The 20,419-nt window shown below is 69.3% G+C and carries 16 protein-coding genes; 3 read left to right on the forward strand and 13 right to left on the reverse strand.

Going from position 1 to position 20,419, the window contains the following annotated elements; genetic code table 11:
• Window positions 1–10: 10 nt before the first annotated feature.
• Genes menC through Rhe02_RS02170 form a run of 9 tightly spaced genes read right to left on the reverse strand, consistent with a single transcriptional unit; the run spans window position 11 to window position 12,773 of the window.
• Window positions 11–1,117: an o-succinylbenzoate synthase gene (gene menC, locus Rhe02_RS02130; RefSeq protein ID WP_203906311.1), complete on the reverse strand. Its 1,107-nt coding sequence runs from the start codon at window positions 1,115–1,117 to the stop codon at window positions 11–13.
• Window positions 1,114–1,929, reverse strand: a complete 816-nt coding sequence (locus Rhe02_RS02135; RefSeq protein ID WP_203906312.1) for a GNAT family N-acetyltransferase — start codon at window positions 1,927–1,929, stop codon at window positions 1,114–1,116. Before Rhe02_RS02135 ends, menC begins: the two co-directional genes overlap by 4 nt.
• Window positions 1,926–3,026, reverse strand: coding sequence for a M20 family metallopeptidase (locus Rhe02_RS02140; protein ID WP_203906313.1), 1,101 nt, complete (start codon window positions 3,024–3,026; stop codon window positions 1,926–1,928). The genes Rhe02_RS02135 and Rhe02_RS02140 overlap by 4 nt, the downstream gene beginning before the upstream one ends.
• 2 nt (window positions 3,027–3,028) lie before the next feature.
• Window positions 3,029–6,310 carry a serine hydrolase gene (locus tag Rhe02_RS02145; RefSeq protein WP_239123229.1) on the reverse strand — a complete coding sequence of 1,094 codons (3,282 nt, stop codon included), beginning with the start codon at window positions 6,308–6,310 and terminating at the stop codon, window positions 3,029–3,031.
• Between the two features lie 11 nt (window positions 6,311–6,321).
• A complete protein-coding gene (locus Rhe02_RS02150) occupies window positions 6,322–7,059 on the reverse strand; it encodes an ABC transporter ATP-binding protein (protein ID WP_203906315.1) in 738 nt (245 codons plus the stop codon).
• Window positions 7,056–8,885, reverse strand: a complete 1,830-nt coding sequence (locus Rhe02_RS02155; protein ID WP_203906316.1) for a dipeptide/oligopeptide/nickel ABC transporter permease/ATP-binding protein — start codon at window positions 8,883–8,885, stop codon at window positions 7,056–7,058. The genes Rhe02_RS02150 and Rhe02_RS02155 overlap by 4 nt, the downstream gene beginning before the upstream one ends.
• Before the next feature lie 3 nt (window positions 8,886–8,888).
• Window positions 8,889–9,827: an ABC transporter permease gene (locus Rhe02_RS02160; RefSeq protein ID WP_203906317.1), complete on the reverse strand. Its 939-nt coding sequence runs from the start codon at window positions 9,825–9,827 to the stop codon at window positions 8,889–8,891.
• Between the two features lie 7 nt (window positions 9,828–9,834).
• A complete protein-coding gene (locus tag Rhe02_RS02165; protein WP_203906318.1) occupies window positions 9,835–11,379 on the reverse strand; it encodes an ABC transporter substrate-binding protein in 1,545 nt (514 codons plus the stop codon).
• Window positions 11,376–12,773, reverse strand: a complete 1,398-nt coding sequence (locus tag Rhe02_RS02170) for a serine hydrolase (protein WP_203906319.1) — start codon at window positions 12,771–12,773, stop codon at window positions 11,376–11,378. The genes Rhe02_RS02165 and Rhe02_RS02170 overlap by 4 nt, the downstream gene beginning before the upstream one ends.
• A 211-nt stretch (window positions 12,774–12,984) precedes the next feature.
• Here Rhe02_RS02170 and Rhe02_RS02175 point away from each other — a divergent pair, with 211 nt between their 5' ends.
• Window positions 12,985–13,797, forward strand: a complete 813-nt coding sequence (locus Rhe02_RS02175; RefSeq protein WP_203906320.1) for a dihydrolipoyllysine-residue succinyltransferase component of 2-oxoglutarate dehydrogenase complex — start codon at window positions 12,985–12,987, stop codon at window positions 13,795–13,797.
• Window positions 13,798–13,812: 15 nt separating this feature from the next.
• Window positions 13,813–14,571, forward strand: coding sequence for an arginase family protein (locus Rhe02_RS02180; RefSeq protein WP_239123249.1), 759 nt, complete (start codon window positions 13,813–13,815; stop codon window positions 14,569–14,571).
• Here Rhe02_RS02180 and Rhe02_RS02185 read toward each other — a convergent pair whose 3' ends face one another.
• Genes Rhe02_RS02185 through Rhe02_RS02200 form a run of 4 tightly spaced genes read right to left on the reverse strand, consistent with a single transcriptional unit; the run spans window position 14,572 to window position 17,114 of the window.
• The gene (locus tag Rhe02_RS02185) at window positions 14,572–15,156 is read right to left on the reverse strand and encodes a hypothetical protein (RefSeq protein WP_203906322.1); all 585 of its coding nucleotides are present in this window, start codon (window positions 15,154–15,156) and stop codon (window positions 14,572–14,574) included.
• The gene (locus Rhe02_RS02190) at window positions 15,153–15,767 is read right to left on the reverse strand and encodes a M23 family metallopeptidase (protein WP_239123230.1); all 615 of its coding nucleotides are present in this window, start codon (window positions 15,765–15,767) and stop codon (window positions 15,153–15,155) included. The genes Rhe02_RS02185 and Rhe02_RS02190 overlap by 4 nt, the downstream gene beginning before the upstream one ends.
• Window positions 15,764–16,330, reverse strand: a complete 567-nt coding sequence (locus Rhe02_RS02195) for a GNAT family N-acetyltransferase (RefSeq protein WP_203906323.1) — start codon at window positions 16,328–16,330, stop codon at window positions 15,764–15,766. Before Rhe02_RS02195 ends, Rhe02_RS02190 begins: the two co-directional genes overlap by 4 nt.
• 13 nt (window positions 16,331–16,343) lie before the next feature.
• The gene (locus Rhe02_RS02200) at window positions 16,344–17,114 is read right to left on the reverse strand and encodes a DinB family protein (RefSeq protein WP_203906324.1); all 771 of its coding nucleotides are present in this window, start codon (window positions 17,112–17,114) and stop codon (window positions 16,344–16,346) included.
• A 126-nt stretch (window positions 17,115–17,240) separates the two neighbouring features.
• Between Rhe02_RS02200 and Rhe02_RS02205 the strand changes: the two genes are divergently transcribed.
• Window positions 17,241–20,330, forward strand: coding sequence for an AfsR/SARP family transcriptional regulator (locus tag Rhe02_RS02205; RefSeq protein WP_203906325.1), 3,090 nt, complete (start codon window positions 17,241–17,243; stop codon window positions 20,328–20,330).
• Window positions 20,331–20,419: the final 89 nt, after the last annotated feature.

The raw sequence follows: 20,419 nt of genomic DNA on the forward strand, positions 1-20,419 counted from the left end.
TTAGCCGGAGCTACAGCGTCAGCCACTGCGACGCGGTGGTGACCTCGGCCAGGCGGTCGGGCAGCGGAGCGACGCCGATGCCGGGGCCGGTGGGCACGCTCAGGTGACCGTCGTCCAGGACGAACGGCTCGGTGATGTCGGTGCGGTAGTAGCGGCCGGAGGCGGAGGTGTCGCCGGGCAGGGTGAAACCGGGCAACGCGGCCAGCGCCACGTTGGCGGCCCGGCCCAGGCCGGTCTCCAGCATTCCGCCGGCCCACACTGGTACCCCATTAGCGGCACACACATCGTGGATGCGCTTGGCTTCCAGGTAACCGCCGACCCGGCCCGGTTTGATGTTGACGATCTCGCAGGCGCCCAGCTTGATGGCGTCGGCCGCGGCACGGGCCGAGACGATGGACTCGTCCAGGCAGATCGGTGTGCGCACGGTCTTGGCCAGGTGGGCGTGGCCGAGGATGTCCTCCTCGTCGAGCGGCTGCTCGATGAGGAGCAGGCCGAACGGGTCGAGCCGGGCCAGATGGCGGGCATCGCCGACGGTGTAGGCCGTGTTCGCGTCCACCTGCAACAGCACGTCGTCGCCGAAGCGTTCCCGCACCGCCCGTACCGGTTCCACGTCCCATCCCGGTTGGATCTTGAGCTTGATCCGCAGGTAGCCCTCGGCGAGGTAGCCGTCCACGGCATCAAGCAGCTCGGGAATAGAGTCCATGATGCCGACCGAGACGCCGCACGGCACCCGCTCATGCACGGCGCCCAGCTCCCGTGCCAGCGTGCGGCCCTGCTCGCGCAGCTCGGCGTCGAGGATTGCGGTCTCCAGCGCGGCCTTGGCCATGCGGTGCCCCTTGAACTTGGCCAGCGCGGGCGCGACAGCCGTGGCGTCCAGCCGGGGCAACGCGGTCAGCGCCGGCACCAGGAACCGGGTCAGCACATCCGCCGCCGCGTCGACGTACTCCGAGGAGTACAGCGGGTCGGACATCGCCACACATTCGCCCCAGCCCTCGGCCTGCTCGGCCACCACCCGGATCAGCAGGACGTCTCGGTCGTTCTCAGTGCCGAACGAGGTCCTAAACGGTGCCACCAAAGGCATCCGGATCCGGCGCAGCTCCACCCCGGTCAGCTTCATCGGCCTTCCCTTCTCAGCACATAAGAACCTGTCTTGTCGAAGCCGGTGACCCGGGCCCCGTCGGCCATCAGCGGGGCCAGCACCTCACGCAGCGCCCCGCGCCAGCGCCGGGCCAACGCGGAATCGTTGGCACGCAACGCTTCCACATCGACCGGTACCGCTACCAGCAGGGTGTCGCCGTCGAGCGAGCCGATGGCCGGGCCGCCCTCAGCGGTGCGGCCCAGGGCGACGACCGCCTGCTCCGCGCCGGTCACCCCCGAGCGCGGCGCGGCGAGTTCCCATCGCACCAGCATCCGGTCGGTCTCGTCGCCGCCGTTGATGCCGTCGTGCATGCCGCCGTAGAAGTTGGGCAGGTACTCCCCCGCCGCCGCGCCGAGCTTGACGAGGTTGAAGTAGGCGTTGCGGCTTACCAGCGGGTCGAAGGTCCAGGAGATGGTGCGCACGCCGCGGTCCAGGGCCCACGCCCGCTGATGCAGCTTTACAGCGTAGCCGACGCTGCGGCCGGCCTGATCGGGTACCACACCGGCGATATGGCTGTGCATCGCCGCCTCGCCGGGCGGGCCGAAGAACGCGACGCACGCGCCAACCATCCGGCCCTGGCGTTCCGCGGCCACCACATAGTTACCCGCCTTGGTCAGCGCGCGCAGCAACTCGGTGGTAACCGGCGGGTGGTGCGGGTCGGGCTTCCAAATTCCCTCAAATAATTGTTGTACCGCAACGAATCCCGCCAAATCGGCGACCTCCCGCAGCTGCACCCCGGCGGCCTGGGCGGCGCGGGCTGCCTCCTGCGCCGCGGTCGGCAGGGCAGTCATCGCGCTGCTCCCAGCACATCGCCGATCAGCGCGGAGACCAGGGCTGTGCGGCCTGGCAACTCGTCGATCAGCACGTGTTCGTCGTCGGCGTGAGCCCCGCCGCCCACCGCGCCGAGGCCGTCGAGCGTCGGCACACCGAGGCCGGCGGTGAAGTTGCCGTCGGAACCGCCACCCACCGCGGCGCCGGTCAGCGGCGGCAGATTCAGTTGCCGGGCAAGCGTTTGGGCGCGGGCGAACAGCTCCGCCGAGGCGCTGGCCGGCATCGGCGGCCGGTTCGACTTGCCGCCCAGCTCGATGCTCGCGCCGGGCAGCACCGGCTTGAGCGCCTTCATGGCGGCGTCGACCCGGGCCATCTCCGCGGCGTCGCTCACCCGAACGTCGACCGTGAACTCCCCTTGAGCCGGCACGGTGTTGGCCGTAGTCCCGGCGGCGGTCACGGTTGGCGTGACGGTGGTGCCACGTTGCGGGTCGGCCAGCGCGGCCACCGCGAGCAGCTGATGGGCCAGCTCGACGGCGGCGTTGACCCCCTTCTCCGGCTCCAGGCCGGCGTGCGCGGCCCGGCCGTGCACACCGACCCGATAACCCACGACACCCTTGCGCGCCGTCTTGAGCGCCCCACCCGGCGCTGACGCCTCCAGCACCAGCGCCGCGGCACAACCCGCCGCCTCGGTCTCGATCAGCCCTCGCGACGTGGGCGAACCGATTTCCTCGTCCCCGGTGATGAGCAGGGTGACCCCGGACCGGTCGGGCAGCGCCGCGATCGCGCACATCGCCATGACGACACCGGCTTTCATGTCGAAACAGCCGGGGCCGCGCAGCACTCCGCCGTCCACAGTGCACGGATGGGTGGCCAGCGAGCCGAGCGGCCACACCGTGTCGTGGTGGCCCAGCACCAGCACCCGGGCCGGGCCCGCGCCGAAGCGCCAGCGCAGGTGGGTGCGGCCGTCGATGACGATGCGCTCTGGCGACGCACCGAGCAACCGCTGACCGACCGCTGACACCGTGTCGGCGGACCTGGCGACCGCCGCCAGGTCGGCCGAGGGCGACTCGCAGCCGACCAGTTCGGCGATGTCGGCGAGCATCGTGGGTAAATCCATCTTCAGCTCACTTTCGGGGTGGCCCGCACGCCGAAGTGGAGGTACTTCTCGCCGGAGGGCAGTTCATAGAAGGTTACCGGGGTCCAGGTCTGGGCTTGCGGCTCGCGCACCACAAAGAGATTGTCGCTGACCGCCACCATCGGATATTCGCTCACCGGGTCGGGCAGCAGCGCCGCGATCTCCCCGGACAGGGTGGTGCGCAGCATCGGGCCGTCCTCGCCTTCGAAGACGTCCAAACGCACGCTGTGGCGTTCATAGGTGCCCAGGTGCGCCTGCACGTCGACGGTCACCGGCTCCGCGGGCGGCGTCAAGGTAGCGGGCATCTGCACGCCGGCCAGCTCGGCGAAGATCTCCCGGTATAGCTCCTCGTAAAGGTCGCGGCTGCGGCCTCCGTTGGTGAGCAGGGTGACGGCCAAGCCTTCCTCGGGCAGCAGGCGCAGGAAGGCGGCCTGGCCGATGGTGTTGCCGTCGTGGCCGATCAGCCGTCGCCCGTCCCATCCGTCGCGAATCCAGCCCAGTCCCCACGAGTCGCCCAGGGTGTGCTTGTCGGGCAGTTCGGCCTGCAGGGCGGCCATGGCTTCGGTGCCGGCCGGGGAGAGCAGCTGCGTGCCGTCGGCGGTGGCGCCTGAGTTGAGATGCAGGCGGGCGAAGGCGAGCACGTCGGCGGTGGTGGAGCAGATGAGCCCGGCCGGGCCGAGCGGACGCGGCAGCATCCACACCGGAGCGCGGACGGCCTGCGCATCTGGCCCGGTGACGTGTCCCACCGCGGTGCGGAACAGCAGCGCCTCCTCCGGCAGCGTGACCGTGTGGCGCAAGCCCAACGGCGTGAACAGCCGCTCCTTCATGGCCGCGTCCCAGGTGCCGCCGGTCAGCCGTTCGATGACCCGCCCGGCCAGGCTGAAGCCGGAGTTGCAGTAGGACCAGGTCACCCCGAGCGGATGGTTCTGCATCACGCCGGCCAGCGCGGCCACATACTTTTCCAGGCAGTCGTCGCCGCGGCCGGTATCGGTGAACACGTCGCCGTCGATGCCGCTGGTGTGAGTGAGCAAGTGGCGCATGGTGACGCGGGCAGCAACGTCCTTATCGGACAGTTGCAGCTCCGGCAGCACCTCGGCGATGGGCGCGTCGAGGTCAAGTTTGCCTTCATCGGCAAGCAGCATCGCCACGGTCGCCGTCCAGACCTTGGTGATGGAGCCGATCTGGAACAGCGAGTCGGGAGTCACCTCGACGCCGGTGTCCATGTTGAGCACTCCGTAGGCCGCTTCGGCCAGCTCGTCGTCCTGACCCGGCCGCAGGCGCAGAATTCCCAGCGCCGCTCCGGGTACCTCGTGGCGCTGAGCCAGTTCGGCCAGGCGCCGCTGCCAATGTGCGATGTCGATGCGCGGCTTGGCCTCGTCGGCGTACTGCTGCATCCACTCCACCACCCTTCGGTTGTAGTCGATACGGTGTGACGGACGCCCATCGAGGATGAATGGATGGTCGCCATCGGGATAAAGGACCATGCGCGTCGGCACCTGCCGCTCGCGCAAGGCTGTGTACCACTGCTGGGCCTGGCCGACCGGACAGGTCAGATCGGCGGCCCCGTGCAGGATCAGCGTCGGTGTGGACACCTCGCCCACTCGCGAATACGGCGACATGGCAAGGTAGCGCTGCGGATCCGACCACGGCTGGCCGCCCAGCTCGTATCGGCTCAGCAGATGGCCCTCGGCCGAGGTCCCGGCCATGCTCACCAGATCGGTGACCACCCCACCGGCGACCGCCGCCGCGAACCGGCGGTCACGGCTGGTCAGATAGCAGGTCATGTAACCGCCGTAGCTGTAACCGGTGACCGCCAGCCGGCCGGGGTCGGCGATGCCTTGCGCCACAAGCTGATCGAGCGGTTCCAGGAAGTCCTTGGCGTCCGCCTCGCCCCACGCGCCGAGCGCGGCGTTGAAGAACCGTTCGCCGTAGCCGTCACTGCCGCGCGGGTTGACCAGCAGCACGGTCCAGCCGAGCGCGACCAGTTCCTGGTGGTAGCGATGGATTTCGTCGGCGGCGCCGTTCCACGCGTTGTGTGGTCCGCCGTGCACATCGAGCAGCAGCGGCTGCGCGCCGGCCGTGGCCGGGTCGCGCATCAGCCAGCCGTGCACGACGGTGCCGTCGGAGATGGTGAACTCCACTTCCCGGCGTGCGTAAAGGTCTGCCGGCGCGCTGTGCTCGGTGCGCACCGTCCGCTCCCCGGTACGCAGGTCGACCGTGACGATCTCGCCGAACGAGGTGGGGGTGGAAAGCACGATCGCCGCGGTGTCCCCGGCCACCGACACGCCCGAAACAACCTCGCCTGCTGTGGCGACGATCGGGTGCGGCCGGCCGCCGGTGACAGGTACCGAATACAGATGGGTGCAGCCGCGGTCGCGCACGCAGAACAGCACGCTCTTTCCGCCATCGGCCAACTGCGGCCAGGCCCCCGGATAGGCCGGCCCGCCCGGCATCACATTGCGATCCAGCGCCTCGGCCAGATCGACAACCTCCCCACCGGCAAGCGGCAGGTGCAGTAGGTGGGCGTGGCCGACCGGGCCGGACGTGGTGCCGACGACGAGCAGGGCGTTGCCGTCGGCGGTGAAGGTGACCGCTGCGGCTATGCCGTCGGCGAGACCGGCCAAGCGGGAGACGGGAGTTTCGGTGGTGATGTCCACGGTGTAGACCGGGGCGCTCAGATTCAGGTCCGCGTCGGGTGCGGTCGCCGCGGCGTAGGCGAGGGTGGTGCTGTCGGGCGACCAGGCGGGATGCCCGGCGTGCCAGTCGCCGCTGGTGATCTGGCGCAGCCGCCGCGTTTCCAGGTCGAGCACATGCACGTGTTTGCGCCGCCCGCCCAGCAGGCCGACGCCGTCGGCTTGATAGTCGAGCCGGTCGGCGACGATAGGCGCGTGGGCATGCACGGCGTGCATGTCGACCACCGCGCCAAAGGCGATCTTCTTCCCGTCCGGTGACCACACCGGCCCGCCCGCGCCCAGCGGCAAATCCGTTAGCTGTTCGGGTTCGCCGCCGCCGGCGGGCAGCAGCCACAGCTGTGCCGGGCCTGCGCCTGCGCGCAGGAAGGCGATCTGGGTTCCCTGCGGCGACCAGGCCGGCGAGGTGTCGGCGTCGCCGCGGGTGAGCTGACACGCCTTGCCGTCCAACGTGTCCACCGACCACAGCCGGCGCACGGTCCGGTCGGCTGCGGCATCGCAGCTGCGCACCACGTAGATGCAGCGGCCGCCATCCGGTGACAGCGAAGGCTGTTCTGGTACCGAGAAATCAATCATCGACTTCTCCTTCATCGCTGGCCGCTGCGGGCGGCGGCGAGTAGCTGCCGCGTGTAGGGGTGCTGGGGATTGCTGAGAATGTCGTCGGCCGGGCCGCACTCGACGATGTGGCCGCCCTGCATCACCGCGACCGTGTCGCTGACATAGCGCACGACGGCCAGATCGTGCGAGATGAACAGCATCGTCAGCCGCATCCGCGCCTGCACCTGCCGCACCAGATTGAGCACGGTGCCCTGGATCGACACGTCCAGCGCGGAGGTGATCTCATCGGCGATGAGGACCGCCGGGCGACCGGCGAGCGCTCGGGCCAGCGCCACCCGCTGGCGTTGCCCGCCGGACAGCGCGGCCGGATACAGCCCGGCCCTATCCGCGGCCAGGTCGACCAGCTCCAGCAGCCGGGTGACCTCGGCGGCGATGGCGTTGCGGGCAAAGGCCCCTCGCGGCAGCGCCTCGGCGATCGAGGCGCCGACGGTCATCCGAGGGTCCAATGAGGAGTAAGGATCCTGAAAAACCATTTGCAGTGGGGTACGTTTCGGCAGCGGCCGCCCATCGAGAAGGATCTGCCCGCCGGACAGGGGAATCAGGCCGACCGCCGCGCGGGCGAGGGTGGACTTGCCCGAGCCGGACTCCCCCACCAGGCCCACGACGGTGCCCGAGGCGACGGTCAGATTCACCCCGTCGACGACGGTATGGCCGCGGCGGCGGGTTCCGTAGCGCACGGAAACTTCTTCGAACCTCAGCTCGCTCATCGGCTCACCTCCCGGTCGGCGTGCCAGCAGGCGACACGGTGTCCGCCCGGGTCCACTGCCAGCGGCGGATCGCTTGCCACACAAGCGCTGTCGGCAAGCGGGCAGCGGGGCGCGAAGGCGCAGCCGGGCGGAAGCTGCGCCGGGTCGGCCGCCCGCCCCGGGATGACCGTCAGCGGCTTGCCGCGATCGGTGTCCAGATCGGGGACGGCGGCCAGCAGCGCGCGGGTGTAGGGATGACGCGCTGCGGCCAGGTCTGCGGTGCGCAGATCCTCCACGATGCGCCCGGCATACATGACCAGCACCCGGTCGCAGACCTGCCGTACCACGGAAATGTCGTGGCTGATCAGCATCAGCGCGACTCCGTCGCTGGCCCGGATCTCTTGCAGCAGCGCCAAAACCTGCGCCTGCACGGTCACGTCGAGCGCGGTGGTCGGCTCGTCGGCGATGATGAGGGCCGGGCTTCCCATCAGCCCCATACCGATCATCGCCCGTTGCCGCATGCCGCCGCTGAGCTCGTGCGGGTACTGGCGGGCCCGCCGTTCGGGTTCGGTCAGGTGCACGGCGCGCAGCCGGTCGACGGCCCGCGCCAGCGCCTGCGCCCGGCCCAGCCCCTGATGCTGCTCGGCCACCTCGGCCAGCTGCCGGCCGACGCGATGGGTGGGGTTGAGCGAAGTCATCGGATCCTGGAACACCATGGCCAGGGACAGGCCCAGCAAACGCCGGTGTTCCTTGGCCGATCGCAGATCCTGGCCGAGGAACTCGATGCGGTCGGCGCTCACCCGGCCCGGTTCTTCGATCAGTTGCGCGATCGCGAGCGCGGTCAGGCTCTTGCCCGAGCCGGATTCGCCGACGATGCCGACGCTTTCGCCGCGGCCGACGGTGAAGCCGACGTCGCGCACCGGGCTGACCGGACCGAAGCTGATCCGCAGCCGCTCCACGGCGAGCACCACGTCGGCGGCGCTCATCGGCTGCGCCGGCTCGGGTTGTGACGTGGCCGCGGGTTCGCGGGACAGCACGGTGCGCAGCCCGATGGCCCGCGCCGCCGCCTCACCGAACAGGCTGAAAGCCAATCCCGCCACCACGACCGCGATCCCGGGCGCGAGGGCGGCCAGCGGATGCACATAGATGCCGTTGAGCCCTTCGCCGAGCAGCCGCCCCCAGTCGTACTGCGGCGCCTGCACGCCAAGGCCGAGAAACGACAGCCCGGCGAAGGCGAGCAGCGCCCCGCCCGCGGCCACGGTGGCGTTGACCACCAGCGGCTCGCCGACGTTGGGCAGCACGTGGCGGGCCAGCACCCGCAGCCGGCCCACCCCGGCGATGCGGGCGGCGTGCACGTAGTCGCGGTCGGCGACGGTGGACACCAGGGTGTGGGTCAGCCGGGCGAAGCTCGGGGCGACGGCGAATCCGATCGCCAGCACCGCGCCGCGCATGCCCACGCCGAAGATGACCGCGAAGAACAGGGCCAGCAGCAGGCCGGGGAAGGCGACCGCGATGTTGACCGCGGCGGTGACCCACCGGCCGGCCCGCGCCCCGATCAGCAGCGGGGCCGCGCCCAGCAGGAGTCCAATGAGGACACCCACCGCGGTGGCCATGATGGCCAGCTGCACCGACAGGCGGGTCGCGACCAGTACCCGGAAGAAAATGTCACGGCCAAGGCTGTCGGTGCCGGCCCAGTGCTGCGCCGACTGGCCCTGCAGGATCTGGGTGGTGTCGATGGTGGCGGCCCGGTCTGCCCACAATACGGGGGCGAACACGGCCAGCAGCAGCACGGCGGCGAGCAGCGCGGCGGCGCTCACCCCGACCGGCGATCGGAACACTCGGGACATGGCTCAGCTCTTCCGGATCGTCGAGCGCGGGTCGAGCAGGGCCAGCGCGATGTCCACCACCAGGTTGATCAGCAGCACGCCGATGCCATAGATCAGCACGATGCCCTGTACCACCGGATAGTCCTTGGCCAGAATCGAGGAGACGATGGTGCTGCCCAGGCCGGGCCAGGCGAAGACGTTCTCCACCAACACTGTTCCCGCGATCAGTCCGCCCAGGATGAGCCCACCCAGCGTGATGGTGGCGGTGAGGGCATTGGGCAGGGCGTGCCGAAGGTAGATCAGGCGGCTCGGCAGGCGCTTGGCCCGAGCCGTGCGGATGTAGTCGGCCTGAAGCACCGCAAGGGTTTCCACCCGCACGATGCGGGCCAGCACCGCGGCCGGCCCGATCGCCAGCGCGATCACCGGAAGCACATAGGAGTCGGGTCCGGACCTTCCGGCCACCGGCGCCCAGCCCAGCGTCACCGAGAACACATAGACCAGGCCGACCGCGACCAGAAACTCCGGCAGCGCGGCCAACACCGCGCTGGCCGAGGTGAAAGCCAGCTCGGCGGGACGGCGGCGGCCATTGCGGGTCGCCACCGCCATCGCCAGCCCCAGCGGCACCGAAATCAGGATCGCCAGCACGAAGGAGGCCAGGGCCAGCTCGATGGTGGCGGGCAGCCGGTCGCTGATCACCTGCGCCACCGGCAGCCCGGAAAGGGTTGAGCTGCCGAACTCGCCGGTGACCAGATGGTGCAGATAGTTCAGGTATTGCAGCCACAGCGGGTCGTCCAGGCCGAGCGCAGCGCGCCGGGCCTGGACCAGCTCCGCCGGTGCGGTCGGCCCCAGGGCCGCCCGCACCGGATCTCCGGGAATCAGATGGATCATCCCGAAGGCGGCAGTGATCACGACCCACAGCGAGACGAGCAACCGGCCGGCGCGGCGGATCGCGAATCTGTGCATCGTCAGCTCAGCCCAGCATCCGCACGGAGGCAGGGTCGACGCTGCCCGAGCTCAGCTCGAACGTGGCGCCCTTGCCGTAAACCCCGATGCTGGAGAAGGCGAAGGGAACGATGTCGCCATTGCCAACCAGCGCCTCTTCCGCCGCCGCCCACTGCGCACAGCCCGCCGTGCCGGCGGTCGCCGATGCCTTCTCAACCGCCGCTGTGTAAGCCGGGTTGTTGATGCTGGCGAAGTTGACGCCGTCGGGCGCGCTGGGGCCGGAGAAGAACGACACCAACTCGCTGGGCAGGGTGACGCCCAGCGGCAGGAATGCCGCGTCCCACGAGCCCTGGCCGCCGACGATGGCCTGCCCGATCTCGGCGTTGGTCACGCCCTTGAGGGTGACCTCGACCCCGGCCGCCTGCCACGCCTTCTGCAGCAGCTCCGCGGCCGCCTGCATGCCCGGGCCGACCGCGCTGGCGTAGTAGAAGTTCAGCTTCAGGTTCTTTCCGGACAGCGCGGTCTTGGCCGCGGCCGCGTCGGAGGCGGGCAGCTTCGAGGTGACCGTGTCCTGGGGACAGGGACCCAGGCCGGGGGCCACCAGCCCGGTCGCCGGTTTGCCCGAGCCGCTGGTGATGACCGCCATGAGCTGCTTGAGGTCGAGCGCCTGGGTCAGCGCCTTACGCGTCGCGGCGTCGGCGCCGGGCAGTCCGGCCTTCTGGTTGAACCACAGCTCGCCAAGGGGCGCAACGACTTCGCGCTTGTGCAGGTTCATCGCGGTGAGCCGGGCGCCGTCCGGGCCGACCACGACCGCGGCGTTGGCCTGATCGGTGGAGATCAGGTTGGCGGCGGTGGTTTCGTTGGCCACCACCTTGAGCACGACCGTCTCCGGCAGCCCCGCCTGGTCCTTGCTCCAGTCGCCGGGACCCCACGCGTAGTCCTTGCGGCGCTTGAGGGTGTAGTGGTCGTCGGCAACGGCTTCGGTCACGGTGAACAGGCCTGTCCCCACCGCGCCCTGCTTGAGCAGAGTGCGGTCCTTCATTCCCTTGTCGCACACGATGTGCAGGCCGCCGAGGGTGCGGTCGAGGAACGCAGACGGCGCCGGTGAGGTGACCGTGACGGTGCCGGCCGCGTCGTCGGCGGTGGCCGTGGCGCCCGGCGGCACATAAACCCCGATGCGCGAGGAGGCGTTCTTCGGGTCGCCCACGAAGGTGATATTCGCCGCGATCTGGGTGGCGGTCAGCGGGCTGCCGTCGCTGCAGGTGACGCCCTTGCGCAGGGTGAAGACGGCCTTGGTGGTGGTGGCCTCCCACTTCTCGGCGAGTCCGGCGACCATCTTGCCGTCCTTGTCGATGTTGATAAGGGAGTCGTAGAGGAACCGGTCGACCTGCTGAGTGGTCGACAGCGAGGTGAAGTGCGGGTCGAGGTTTCCGGGATCGGCGCTGAGGATCATCGTGAACGTTTTGCCCTCGGCGAACTTCGTCCCGCTGGGCGTAGCGCTGTTGCCGCTACACGCCGCCAGACCAAGCGCCAGCGCGCCGGCCGTGGCAAGGCGCAGAACCGCTTTCATCATGCCTCCAGATGGGTGACGCGGCGTGTGGCGCGGCCGCTGTGGATGTAGAGCGCGCGGCCGGAGCCGTCATCGCCGACGAAAACCTGCGGCATATGGATGCCGTAGTACGGCTGCACCGGGAGGAAGGTGTCGCCCTCGAAGTGCACCAGTTCTTTGCGCTCGGGCTGCCGGCCGATCTCGGCCAGCAGGCCCTTGGGTACCTCCTGCAGCCACAGCGTCCCGTCGCTCTCCTGCAGCACGGTCAGCTCGCCCACCTCCGAGGCGTAGGTGCCCAGGTACCGGCTGACGTCGACGGTGGCCGGCTGCGCAGGCGGTTTCGGCAGCGCCGGCATCTGCACCCCGGCCAGCTCGCGCAGCAGGTGCTCGAAGAGCTCGGTGTAGACGGCGATCGGGTTGCCACCGTTGGTGCACAAGGCAATGGACACCCCATGCTCGGGTACCACGCGCAGGAACGCGGACTGCCCGATGGTGCCGCCGTCATGGCCGAGCACCCTGGCCCCCGGCCAGTCGTAGATCTCCCAGCCGAGCCCCCACGAGGTGCCCATCAGGCCCAGCTTGGGCAGTTGCACCTGGGGCTGCTGCATCGCCTGGACGCTTTCGGCTTCCAGCACCGTGGTTCCATCCGCCGCCTTGCCCGCGGCGAGGTGCATCTGGGCGAAGGCGAGCAGATCGCGTGGGCGCATGGCGAGCATCGCCCCGGCCGGCGCGTTGGATCGGGCCAGCGCCCACACCGGTGCCGGTTGTGGGTCGCTGTCCGGGTCGGCCTGCAGGTGACCGACCGCCGCCCGGAACAGGATCGCCTCGTGCGCGCCGTTGGCGGCGTGGGTCAGGCCCAGCGGGGTGAACAGGTGCTCGCGCACACAGTCGTCGAAAGGCTTGCCCCGCAACACCTCCACCACACGCCCCAGCACGCAGTAGCCGGCGTTGTTGTAGGAGAACATCTCCCCCGGCGCGAACAGCTGGGCCGTCTCGCCCAGCGTCGCCACATATTTCTCGACGCAGTCATCGCCGCGGCCGGTGTCGGTGAAGATGTCGCCCTCGAAACCGGCGGTGTGCGACAGCAGCTGGCGTGTGGTGACGGCCGCGGCGGCCGACTCGTCGGCGAGCTGGAAGCCGGGCAGGGTGGCCCGGACTGGGGCGTCCAGATCGAGCCGTCCCTCCTGCGCCAGCTGCATGATCAGCGTCGCGGTCCAGACCTTGGTGATCGACCCGATCTGAAACAGCGAGTCGGGTGTGGCCTCGACACCGGTGGCTTTGCTGAGCACACCGGCGGCAAGGTCGATCACCCGGCCTTGCGCGGACACGGCGATCGCCGCGCCGGGTACCTTGTGTTCGGCCAACAGCGCAGGAAGACGGTCGTGCAGCCAGTTCGTGATCTCGTTCAGGCTCGACATGCGCCACACCATAGGGTCGGTCGATATGCGCTGTGTTCGTCGATCACGACAAGGCGGGCCCACCCGCTTCGTCCAGAACGACAAGAGGCCGCTTGGCCGATGGCGCTCGCCGGTCATCAACGCCCATGATCGGATGTTTTGTTGACCAAGCAACTGGCCGGGGGATGGCATGCGCTTACCATGGGCTGCCGCGATTGCATCGATAACGCTGATGTTCGGCATGGCCATGCCGGCCGCTGCCACAGAACCGAACACGGTACAGGCAGGGGCTTCGCCGAATGAACTTCATGCCGCGGCAGGCGGTCCGGCCGTCGACCTGTCCCTTTCCTTCTACATGGGGATGGACCACGTTCACGAAATCGAGGTCTCCTCGATCACTTTCCGGTGCTTCCTCACCGTTTGGGATTTCCGCCATGAAGGCGCGGGCATGACTCTGTTCCTGAGGGACCCAGCGACCGGGTCGTGGGATAGTGGGCATACCTCCGCAACCGGTGAATTCACCGTCAGGCTGTCTGACAAGATCAAGCTGAACCTGTTCGGCACCACCCAATTCACAGTGCCTATTCGGTTGTCATTTTCCAATGCTTCGTGGAATGGGTGGTGGCAGATCGTCGCCGCCGTCAAGGACCACGTTGCGGTTGACAGTGCGGGCAATCCGGTGACCGCTCGGCTTGAGCCTCGTGGAGTGGGCTCGGTCGAAGTGACCGGCGCGGCCAATTCGTATCACCCATGGAGCCCCGATCCGAAGAAGAAGCCGACCGGCCCGGCCAAGCCCAAACCGTCGACGATTCAGGAACCGAGCCCGACACCGGCCGCGGTTGTCCCTTCGCCGGCTCCGCAACCGTCGACATTCGACTCCCCTTCACCGTCCACAGTGGATCTGGCCGAGCCCATGCTGGCGGCGCAGACCTCTGACACCATGGTGACCACCTTGGGTTTGGCGGGCGGGATAGCCGCGCTCGGCGGGGCGACAGTCCTGGTGCTGAGATGGCGACGCCGTCGGGAACAGGCCCCGGCCCAGTAGGCTCAGCGGGTGACCATGATCGTGGTGCCCTATCACCAGGACGAGCGGCTGGCCGACGGTCAGCTTCCGGTGACCGGCGAGGTCGAGGTCGTGCAACCGGACCTGCCCGACGGTGACATCTGGCGACGGCTGGCCGCGCTGGACGACGCCGCCGCCGACCGGGTCGCCGCGTCTGTGCGCGCTGGGGGTCCCACCACGGTGATATCCGGCGACTGTCTGCTCGCGATGGCCGCGCTGGCCGGTGCGCAACGGGCCGGTGTGCACCCGGGCATCGTCTGGTTCGACGCGCACGGCGACGTCCACACCCTCGACACCTCGACCTCCGGCTACCTCGGCGGGCTGTCGCTGCGTCTGCTGCTCGGTGCGCATCCCGAGCTGCTGGCCGGTCCGCTCGGCGTACAGGTGGTGGCCGAGGATCGGGTCGTCCTGGTCGATGCCCGCGACCTCGATCCACCGGAGGTGGATTACCTGCGGTCCAGCTCGATCAGGCGCAGCGGCGTCGCCGAGCTGGACGTCGCGTCGCTGCCCGATGGCCCGCTGATCCTGCACATCGACGTGGACGTCACCGATCCCGGCGAGCTGCCCGGCCTGCTGTTCCCCGCGCCCGGTGGCCCACCGGCGACACAGGTGGTCGCGGCGGCACGGCGGATCCTCGCCACCGGACGGGTCACCGTGCTCGACATCGCCTGCCCCTGGCATCCGCTGGCCGACGAGCACACCCACCAGATCCGCGCCGACCTGCTCCGCGACCTGCTGGGCGCGCGGCACGCCTAGCTAGTAATGTTTCACCACCACGTCTTGGGCAACATTGGTGGTGTGCTTGGCGGCCGCCGAACGCAGCTCGGCCACGGGATCGATGGTCTCCGCCTCCTCCATCCAATCGCATTCGTCACACGTTGCCGCATAGAACCTCTTAGGCTCGTCCGTTCCTGAGTCGTAGTTGATCTCGAGGATCTCCACCAGGTGATCGGTCGGGGGCAGACCAAAGCGCTTGCGTTCCCGCCTGTCGGCGCGGGCCAGCCGGCCCTCGGCCAGCCAGCTCGGCGAGTCACGGAATGCTTGCGGGATAAGGACTTTCGGCCAGCCCAGCCAGCCGGCGGACAGGTGTGCCGGGATGAACAGCACACCAGCCCAGAAGCCCACCACGGCTACATAGTCGACGTAGATAAGTGCAGGCCAGCCGGGCGGCCGGACGCCGTCGTAGCTGACCGAGCAGAAGGCCAGGCCGAGTCCGGTGAACAGCGGGACGGCCCAGAGCCGGTAGGCCCGGCGGGTGCGCGACGGCGGCGCAATCACCGCGCGGGTGACGACAAACGCACAGCCGAGAACCATAAGGATGCCGAACACGAGTTCGGTCATGCGCAGTTACCGCTTTTCCGCTTGACCGTGTACTCGGCGTCGTCGTGGGTGATGCCGGAAGCCTGGCCGTCGAAGTGGGTTTCCACCTTCTGCCGGTTGCGGCGCTGCTCGTAGTGCAGATGCGGGGCGCTGGAGTTGCCGGTGCTGCCCACCCGCCCGATCTGCTCACCCTGGACGACCTGCTGCCCCTTGCGCACCAACGGAACCTCGAGCAGGTGCAGATATTGCGTCTGCCACCTGCCACCGTGGTCGATCTTCACCAGGTATCCGCCGCCGCGGCCTTTCGGGCCGTTCGGGTTGTCGGGGGTGCGGCCGCCCAGCGAGCCGTTGATCCCCGCCTCGGTCACCGTTCCCGCATACGACGCGAGCACCGGCCGCCCCCACGCCGACCCAGCCGTCGGATACATGTCGACGTCATAGTCGTCGTGGCCCGGATAGGTGCTCAGCTGCCACGTCTCGCCACAGGCCACCGGAAGCTGAAACAGCGGCCGCGGACCCGCCGGAAGCAGCAGCGGCACCACCACCACGGCCACCACCACGACGAGAGCGGCAGCACTGAGCGCCAGAACCAGCCGCACGATGCGGGCCCGACGTGTCCTGCGAACGCTCACGCCCGATCGACCTTTTTGCTCACGATCCAGGCGTGCTTTCCGACCTGGCGGCCGCGGGCGAACCCGAACTGCTCGAACAGCTCGACGGTCGCGCTGAACAGGAACCGGCCGGGCGCCTCCCGGCCGTCGGTCACCTCGGAGATGGCCTCGACCAGACCGCCTCCGGCTTGAGCGATCTGACCGAGTGCGCCTTCCAGCGCCAGCCGGGCGATGCCCTGACCGCGATGTTTCTTGTCCACGTAGAAACAGGTGATGCGCCAGTCGGGAAGCGGCGGCGCATCCTTGTCATACATGCGCCGGTGCTTGATGTTGGACAGCTCCTGCGGGCTGCCGTACTGGCACCACCCCTGGGCGAGGCCCGTCTCGTCGAGCACGAGAGCGGCGTGGGCGCCGTCGGTACGGACGCGGCGCTCCTTGACCTCGCGGTAGCTGATCCCCTTCTGGCCGCACTCCGGGTGGTAGCCAATGCACCAGCAGCCGCCGAAGATGCCGTTGTTTCGTTCGACAAGCTCGGCGAACACATCCCAGGTCGCGGCGTCGAGGGGCCGGACGAGATATGGCATCCTCGATTCCTCCTCACTCGCCCGGTTTGAGCGCGGCCAGGTCGCGTTCGGCGTAGAGCCGATGCTCCCATTCCTCGTTGAGCACGATGTTCAGGCATTCCTTGAGGGGAAAGGCTTCCTGCCTGGGCCATCCCGGCTCGAGGCGGCTGACCGTCGAGGCGAGCTGTTCGTCGGTCAGCGCCTGCATGACCTGGCCGACCATGTCCTGGCGTTCGCGCCGCACCTTGAGCACCTCCTCCAGCGAGGGCCGGGCGTCGCGGTCCCACGGGATGCCTTCCCAGCCGGGTGCGTCGTCCCACGGCAGGTCGAGCGGATGCCACGGCGAGACCTCGCCGTTGATCATGCGGGCTACCCAGGCGGCGCTGGCGAAGCCGAGATGCCGCAGGGTCTGGATGAACGACCACTCGCCGTCGACACTGCGGTGCAGCTCCGCTTCGGGCAGCTCCCGGGCCCGCGCCACGGTGCCCTCCCACAGGCGCTCCAGGATGCTCCACGCTTCCCGGAACCCGTCGCTGTCGTCGGGGCGCATCTTGGCCCGCTCGGGCATGCGGCGGTTCAGCTCGGCCTCGACCAGCGGCGCGATGTCGACACCGTTCATCACCACGTTTTGCAGCTCGCCACGGATGTCCACGTCAACCATCTCGACGCCGCGCATGCGGATGCCGGTGAAGTCGCTGCTGCGGAACTGCGCACCACTGAAATCGACACGCCGCATGGTGGTGTCTCGCAGGCTCACCCGCTCGAAGCGGGATCCGGTGAGGTCCTGATCGCGAAACTCGGTCATGGGACACCACCCTAGAGCTTATTCCGGACAATGTGCGCCCGCTTCTGCGGTCACCGGCCGGGTCCCCGCCCTCGGCCCGGCCCGTCGTAGGCTGCAGACGGGACGCCGCTGGCAACGGGGACGGCAATGGTACGCATCAGCATTCTGGGACAGCTCGAAGTGACGGTCGACGGCGAAGCCGCCGAGGTCACCGCTCCGATGCTGCGCCGTCTGCTGGCGTTGCTGGCCACCCAGCCCGGGGTGCCGATCGAGGCCGAGACCGTGGCCGACCGGCTCTGGCAGGGACAGCCGCCGCAGAACAGCCGCAAAACCGTTGCCGTGTACGTGCACCGGCTGCGCCGCATCCTCGGCGCCGACGAGCTGATCACCTTCGGGCCCAGCGGTTACGCCCTCGACGTCCGGCTGGTGCAGCTCGACGCGACCGACTTCGAACGGCTGGCGCAGCAGGCGTCATCGGCGCCCGAGACGCAGGCGCGCGAACTTATCGGCACCGCGTTGGCGCTGTGGCACGGGCAGCCGCTGGAGGGGTTTCACGACGTGGCCGCCGTCGCCCAGACCGCGCAGCGACTCGGGGAGATCCGGGCCGGCCTGATCGAGCAGCGCTTCGAGCTCGAGCTCGGCCTCGGCGAACAAGCCGGCCTGGCCGGCGCCATCAAAGAGGCCATCGCCGAGTTCCCTTATCGGGAAAAGCTTTACGGCCAGCTGATGCTGACGCTGTATAGGCACGGCCGGCGCGCCGAGGCGCTGGACACCTATCGCCAGATGTACAAGCTTCTGACCGGCGATCTCGGCGTGGAGCCGGTACCAGAGCTGCAAAATCTGCATCAGCAGATCCTCAACAGCGATCAATCCCTGGCGGTGCCTCCCCATCGCCCGCAGACGCCTTCGGTTCGGCCGGCCCAGCTGCCCGCCGGAATAGTCGACTTCACCGGCCGCGCCGGCCATCTGGCCGAGCTGGAGTCCTGGGCCACCGGCCCGGCCAGCACCGCGCCGCTGCTGCTGACCGGCGGCGCGGGGCTGGGCAAGACCGCGCTGGCCGTCCACTGGGGCCACCGCTACGCCGCGGCGACCGGCGCCGGGCACCTCTACGTCAACCTGCGCGGCTATTCCGCCGATCCACCGCTGCGGCCCATCGACGCGATCAGCTATTTCCTGCGCGCCTTGGGGACCGAGCCGGAGCAGATCCCGGTCGACCCGGCCGAAGCCGGTGCGCTGCTGCGGTCGCGGGCCGCCGACCAGCACCTGCTGATGGTGCTCGACAACGCCGCGAACGCCGAGCAGATCCAGCATCTGCTGCCCGGCGGCGCGCAGAACCGGGTCATCGTCACCAGCCGCGAGCGGCTCAGCGGCCTGATCGCCCGGCACAGCGCCCATCGCATCAGCCTGGAACGGTTCACCGAGGCCGAGGCGGTCGACCTGCTCGGCCGCATGATCGGCGCCGCGAAGGTGAGCCAGCAGGCCGACTCCGCCAGGGAGCTGGCCACGCTCTGTGGCTACCTGCCGCTGGCGTTGCGGGTGGCCGCGGCGAACCTGGCCGACGGCAGATACACCGGCATCGAAACCCTTGTCGCCGACATCAACGACACCGCGTGGCCGACACCCTTCGATCTCGACGACGATCCCGAGGCGGGGCCAAGAGCCGCGTTCGGTCACTCCTATGGCCGGCTGGCCCCGCCCAAGCAGCGTCTGTTCCGTTTGCTGAGCGCCATCCCCGGACCCGACTTCGCCGCAGCCGCCGTAGAGTCCTTCGCCGGCAACGACTTCGCCGACGCGGGCAGCACCCTGCGCGGGCTCGCCAACGCCCATCTGATCGAGCAGAATGCCCCGAACAGGTTCAGCCTGCACGATCTGGTTCACCGCTATGCCCGCAGCGTGGCGGAGGAGTCCGATCCTCCGGCGGTGCGCGATCAGGCCCGTCAGCGCCTCTACCGCTACTACCTGCGCTCCTGCGACGCGGCGGCCCGGGTGGCCTACCCGCACGTGCTCCGTCTGCATTGGACAGACGACGAGCCTGGGCCGGGCGAGGCTTTCGCCGGGCACGCCGAGGCGATGACGTGGCTCGATACCGAACGTCCCAACCTCATTGCCGCCATCGACGCCGCTTTCGGCGACGGCGACGCCGCGACTGCCAGCAACCTCGCCGACATGATGCGTGGCTACTTCTCCACCCGCCGCCTCAGATCCGATTGGCTCGCCGTGTCAGACCTCGCGCTGCGGGCCGCGGAGCAGACCGGCGACGTCCGCGCCCAGATCGCCGCCCGGCTGAGCACCTCGATGGTTCGTTGGGGCCTGGGCGAGTACAGCGAAGCGGCCTCCATCCTGCTGATCAACGTCGAGCTCGCCCGGCAGGCCGGCTGGATCGACGCGGCCGTCTCCAGTCTGGGCAACCTCGGCGGCATCTACGGCGAATGGGGCAAGCTGCAGGAAGCCGCCGACTGCCTGGAGCAGGCCCTGCACCTGCAGCCGGCCGACGGCCCGGCGACCACGAAAGCCAGCATCCTGACCAATCTCGGCGCCATGAGCGCCGACCTGGGAAGGCTCGACGCCTCGGTGGAATACGCTCTGGCCGCGTTGCGGCTGTTCGAGGAGATAGGAGTGGAGCTCGGCGCGGCGCGCGCCCGGGCCAACCTCGGCGAGACCACCCGTACCAAGGGCGACCTGCACGCCGCGAAGCTCTACCTGGATTCGGCCAGGTCCAAACTGGAGGGCATGGGCGACCCGCATGCGGAAGCCTCTGTGCTGGTCAGTTTGGCTATGCTGTACCACGAGCAGGGCGACCTTTCCGCAGCCCGCGACACCGCCGCACAGGCCAAAGACCTTGCCGAGCAAGCGGATGCGCCCATCAAGATCGCCAACGCCCTGACCGCCCTGGCGCTGATCGACCACGACCCTTTCCGCCACCAGGAGGCCATCGCCATCCTGTGCGAGTGCAAGGCCGCCCGCCACGAAGCCGAGGCGCGCCTTCACCTCGCCACCACCTTGCTGGCCCGCGGCGAGCTGGCCGAAGCCCAAGCGGTATGCGAGGACGCCCTCTGCACCAGCCGCCACGGCGGCTACCGTCACGTCGAAGCCGCCGCCATGGCCCTGCTAAGCCAAATCCATCACCAATCCGGCCACGCCGACCTGGCCCGCACCACCGCCACCCAGGCCCTCACCGCCCTGGCCGAAGTCGGCTGCACCCGCGACACCGATCGGCTCCAGAAAATCCTTTGGTAGGCCCGGCCATCTCATCACGGCCAGGCCCGCGCGGGTGCTACCGCCTACCCTTGCACGTTAACTGTCGGCTACTCGGACGACCGCGCTTG

The sequence above is a fragment of the Rhizocola hellebori genome (assembly GCF_016862955.1).
GTDB classification, from domain to species: Bacteria; Actinomycetota; Actinomycetes; order Mycobacteriales; family Micromonosporaceae; genus Rhizocola; species Rhizocola hellebori.

Bases quoted from the DNA above. Each gene is read 5' to 3' on its own strand.
- menC (WP_203906311.1), bottom strand. From the start codon at position 1,117: ATGAAGCTGACCGGGGTGGAGCTGCGCCGGATCCGGATGCCTTTGGTG.
- Rhe02_RS02135 (WP_203906312.1), bottom strand. From the start codon at position 1,929: ATGACTGCCCTGCCGACCGCGGCGCAGGAGGCAGCCCGCGCCGCCCAG.
- Rhe02_RS02140 (WP_203906313.1), bottom strand. From the start codon at position 3,026: ATGGATTTACCCACGATGCTCGCCGACATCGCCGAACTGGTCGGCTGC.
- Rhe02_RS02145 (WP_239123229.1), bottom strand. From the start codon at position 6,310: ATGATTGATTTCTCGGTACCAGAACAGCCTTCGCTGTCACCGGATGGC.
- Rhe02_RS02150 (WP_203906315.1), bottom strand. From the start codon at position 7,059: ATGAGCGAGCTGAGGTTCGAAGAAGTTTCCGTGCGCTACGGAACCCGC.
- Rhe02_RS02155 (WP_203906316.1), bottom strand. From the start codon at position 8,885: ATGTCCCGAGTGTTCCGATCGCCGGTCGGGGTGAGCGCCGCCGCGCTG.
- Rhe02_RS02160 (WP_203906317.1), bottom strand. From the start codon at position 9,827: ATGCACAGATTCGCGATCCGCCGCGCCGGCCGGTTGCTCGTCTCGCTG.
- Rhe02_RS02165 (WP_203906318.1), bottom strand. From the start codon at position 11,379: ATGATGAAAGCGGTTCTGCGCCTTGCCACGGCCGGCGCGCTGGCGCTT.
- Rhe02_RS02170 (WP_203906319.1), bottom strand. From the start codon at position 12,773: ATGTCGAGCCTGAACGAGATCACGAACTGGCTGCACGACCGTCTTCCT.
- Rhe02_RS02175 (WP_203906320.1), top strand. From the start codon at position 12,985: ATGTTCGGCATGGCCATGCCGGCCGCTGCCACAGAACCGAACACGGTA.
- Rhe02_RS02180 (WP_239123249.1), top strand. From the start codon at position 13,813: ATGATCGTGGTGCCCTATCACCAGGACGAGCGGCTGGCCGACGGTCAG.
- Rhe02_RS02185 (WP_203906322.1), bottom strand. From the start codon at position 15,156: ATGACCGAACTCGTGTTCGGCATCCTTATGGTTCTCGGCTGTGCGTTT.
- Rhe02_RS02195 (WP_203906323.1), bottom strand. From the start codon at position 16,330: ATGCCATATCTCGTCCGGCCCCTCGACGCCGCGACCTGGGATGTGTTC.
- Rhe02_RS02200 (WP_203906324.1), bottom strand. From the start codon at position 17,114: ATGACCGAGTTTCGCGATCAGGACCTCACCGGATCCCGCTTCGAGCGG.
- Rhe02_RS02205 (WP_203906325.1), top strand. From the start codon at position 17,241: ATGGTACGCATCAGCATTCTGGGACAGCTCGAAGTGACGGTCGACGGC.